Origin of the sequence: Pseudomonas sp. GM24, from assembly GCF_000282235.1 — a bacterium.
Lineage (GTDB): Bacteria > Pseudomonadota > Gammaproteobacteria > Pseudomonadales > Pseudomonadaceae > Aquipseudomonas.
In genome coordinates this window covers 1-4,107 of record NZ_AKJR01000263.1, presented here as the reverse complement: position 1 = coordinate 4,107, position 4,107 = coordinate 1, and the positions used below count along the sequence as shown (strand labels likewise).

Genomic DNA, 4,107 nt, shown 5'->3' with positions numbered 1-4,107 from the left:
TGGATTCGGTAAAGCTCTTTCAGGTCGATGTACCTTTGAAGCATCCCCCAATTGGTCCCCTCTCCCTCAGGGAGAGGGCTAGGGTGAGGGCAGCAATCCCCCTGACACGCCACAAATCCCCCAAATCTGCGACAATCCGCCCCCTGCACATATAGACGACCGAATTGCCTACCCGATGACCGACGAATCGCCCTCCATCGACAAACTGCTGAAAAACCTCGATCACGCCATGCTTGCCGACCGTCACCGGCTGCGGCGGCAGTTGCTTGAGCTGCGCAAGAAGCCTGACGAGGACAAACTGGCCCAGTGGGTGACGCGCATGCAGGCGTCCTGTGATCAGGTGCTGGCGCGCAAGGCCAGCCTGCCGGTGATTCGTTATGACGACAGTCTGCCGATTGCGGCTAAGCGCGACGAGATCAAGAAGGCGCTGGAAAAGCATCAGGTGTTGATCATCGCCGGCGAAACCGGGTCGGGCAAAACCACCCAGTTGCCGAAAATCTGCCTGGAAATCGGTCGCGGTCAGCACGGTCTGATCGGCCACACCCAACCGCGCCGAATCGCTGCTCGCAGCGTCGCCAGCCGCGTCGCCGAAGAACTCGGCACGCCGCTCGGTGCGCTGGTCGGCTATCAGGTGCGGTTCGAGGATCAAAGCGATTCCAACACCCTGATCAAGCTGATGACCGACGGCATCCTGCTCGCGGAAACCCAGAACGACCGCTACCTCGAACGCTACGACACGATCATCGTCGACGAAGCCCACGAACGCAGCCTCAACATCGATTTCCTGCTCGGTTATCTGAAAACCCTGCTGCCGCGTCGCCCGGATCTGAAAGTCATCATCACTTCGGCGACCATCGATCTGGAGCGCTTCTCCAAGCACTTCGATGATGCGCCGATTGTTGAAGTGTCGGGTCGTACCTTCCCGGTAGACACTTGGTATCGCCCGCTGACGCTGGAGCAGGACGAGGAGGGCAACCGCGTCGAGGATGACCTGACGGTGGATCAGGCGATCCTCGCGACCCTCGACGAAATCGCCGCTTACGAGCGCAGCGAGCGTCGCAGTCCCGGTGATGTGCTGGTGTTCTTGCCCGGCGAGCGCGAGATTCGTGACGCCGCCGACATGCTGCGCAAAGCGCAAATCAAACACACTGAAATTCTGCCGTTGTACGCGCGCCTGTCGCCGGCCGAACAGCAGCGGATTTTCCAGTCGCACCCGGGCCGTCGCGTGGTGCTGGCGACCAACGTTGCCGAGACTTCGCTGACCGTGCCGGGCATCCGCTACGTGATCGACAGCGGCACCGCGCGCATCAGCCGCTACAGCTATCGCGCCAAAGTCCAGCGCTTGCCGATCGAGGCGATTTCCCAGGCCAGCGCCAATCAGCGTAAAGGTCGCTGCGGCCGGGTCGAGCCGGGCATCTGCATTCGGTTGTACAGCGAAGAAGATTTTAATGGGCGCCCGGAGTTCACTGACCCGGAGATTCTGCGCACCAACCTCGCCGCTGTGATTTTGCAGATGCTGCATCTGCGCCTCGGCGAGATCACCGCGTTCCCGTTCATCGAGCCGCCGGATGGCAAGGCGATCAGCGACGGTTTCAACCTGCTGCAAGAACTCTCGGCAGTCGATCGCAACAGCCAGCTGACGCCGCTCGGTCGCCAGTTGGCACGCTTGCCGGTCGACCCGCGGATGGGCCGCATGTTGCTCGAAGCGGCGAAACTCGGTAGTTTGCAGGAAGTGCTTATTGTCGCCAGTGCCATGTCGATTCAGGATCCGCGCGAGCGTCCGCCGGAGCGTCAGCAAGCGGCCGATCAGGCTCACGCACAGTGGAAGGATGTCGATTCGGACTTCGCCGGTCTGGTGAATCTGTGGCGCGGTTTTGAAGAGCAGCGCCAGGCGTTGACCGCAAGCCCATTGCGCAATTGGTGCCGCAAGAATTTCCTCAACTACCTGCGTCTGCGCGAGTGGCGTGATTCTCACCGCCAGTTGAGCCTGATCTGCCGCGACATGCAGTTGAGCCTGAATAAAGAGCCGGCGGATTATCCGAAACTGCACAAAGCCGTGCTGGTCGGGTTGCTCAGCCAGATCGGCCAGAAAACCGAAGACGGCGACTACCTCGGTGCGCGTCAGCGACGCTTCTGGATTCACCCGTCGTCGGGCATCGGCAAGAAGCGTCCGCAATGGCTGATGACCGCCGAACTGGTGGAAACCACCAAACTCTACGCGCGCATGGTCGCCAAGATCGACGCCGACTGGATCGAGCCGCTGGCCGGGCACTTGATCAAGAAAAACCATTTCGAACCGCACTGGGAGAAGAAGCGCGGTCAGGTCGTGGCGTTTGAACAGATCACCCTGTTCGGGCTGATCGTGGTCGGCCGCCGTCCGGTGCATTACGGCCCGGTCGATCCAGTGGTTTCCCGTGAGTTGTTTATTCGCGAAGGTCTGGTGCGTGGCGAGATTCAGTCGAAAGCCAAGTGCCTGACCGCCAACCAGCAACTGCTGGAACAGCTCGACGAACTGGAAGCCAAGGCTCGTCGCCGCGACATTCTCGCCGACGAAGAAACCTTGTATGCGTTTTACGATGCGCGGCTGCCGGCGGAGATTCACCAGACCGCGACCTTCGACAGTTGGTACCGGATCAACAGCCAGAAGAATCCGCAGCTGTTGATCATGCGCGAAGAAGACGTGCTGGCCCGCGAGGCCAGTGAAGTCACCGCGCGCGATTACCCGGACACTCTGCACATCGGCGATCTGGAGCTGGCGCTGACCTATCACTTCGAACCCAATCACCCGCGTGACGGTGTGACCCTGCGCGTACCGGCACCGCTGTTGCCGATGCTGCCGCCGGAACGCCTGGAGTGGCTGGTGCCGGGGCTGATCGAGGCCAAGTGCATTGCACTCGTGCGCAACTTGCCGAAAGCGCTGCGCAAGAATTTTGTGCCGGTGCCGGACTTCATCAAGGCTGCCTTGCAACGCATGACCTTTGCCGACGGTTCGTTGCCGCAGGCGCTGGGCCGCGAATTGCTGCGCATGACCGGTGCGCGGGTCAGCGATGAGGCGTGGGCGGAAGCTGAGCAAGGCGTCGAGGGGCATCTGCGGATGAACCTGGAAATCGTCGACGGCCAAGGCAAATTCCTTGGCGAAGGCCGCGATCTGGCCGAACTGACCGCGCGGTTTGCCGAAGCCAGTCAGGCCGCGTTGGCGGTGCCGCAGAGCGCGAAAAGCCAGCAACCGGTGGAGGCGAAAGTCTTCGCCCCGGTGGCGGAAAAGACCCAGCAGAAGATCGCCGGGCTGTCGATGACGGTGTATCCGGCACTGGTCGAAGAGGGCGGTACGGTCAAGGAAGGGCGCTTCTCGACCCCGGCCGAGGCCGAGTTCCAGCATCGTCGAGCCTTGCAGCGGTTGTTGATGCAACAACTGGCAGAGCCGGCCAAATTCCTGCGCGGCAAGTTGCCGGGGCAGACTGAATTGGGCTTGCTCTATCGCGAGCTGGGCCGGGTCGATGCGCTGGTCGAAGACATTCTGCTGGCCAGCCTCGACAGCTGCATTCTTGAGGGTGAAGACCCGTTGCCCCGTGATGGCGCCGGGTTGGCGGCATTGGCCGAGCGCAAACGCGGCAACTGGACCGAGCACGCCGAGCGCGTGGCCCGGTTGACGCTGGAGATTCTCAAGCTCTGGCACGGCCTGCAAAAGCGCTTCAAGGGCAAGATCGATCTGGCGCAAGCCGTGGCGCTGAATGACATCAAGCAGCAAATCAACAATCTGGTGTATCCGGGGTTTGTTCGTGAAACGCCGATGCAGTGGCTCAAGGAGTTGCCGCGTTACCTGAAAGCGGTCGAACAGCGCTTCGAAAAACTCGGCGCGCAGGTGCAGAAGGATCGCGTCTGGAGCGGTGAGCTCGCCGGCCTCTGGGCGCAATACCAGACCCGCGCGGCGAAACATGCCCAGGAAGGCAAACGCGACCCGCAACTTGAGCTGTATCGCTGGTGGCTGGAGGAATACCGCGTGTCGCTGTTTGCCCAACAGTTGGGCACCAAAGTGCCGATTTCCGACAAACGCCTGAACAAACAGTGGAGCCAGGTCGAACCGTAACGCTGATCGTTCCCACGCTC

General features: G+C 61.4%; 1 protein-coding gene. It reads left to right on the top strand.

The genetic code is table 11. The features are described 5' to 3' along the window. Nucleotides 1-175: 175 nt before the first annotated feature. Nucleotides 176-4,087 (top strand): ATP-dependent RNA helicase HrpA, encoded by a 3,912-nt coding sequence (hrpA, locus tag PMI23_RS25890; protein ID WP_007914420.1) that lies wholly within the window; start codon nt 176-178, stop codon nt 4,085-4,087. Nucleotides 4,088-4,107: the final 20 nt, after the last annotated feature.

Bases quoted from the DNA above. Each gene is read 5' to 3' on its own strand.
- hrpA (WP_007914420.1), top strand. From the start codon at position 176: ATGACCGACGAATCGCCCTCCATCGACAAACTGCTGAAAAACCTCGAT.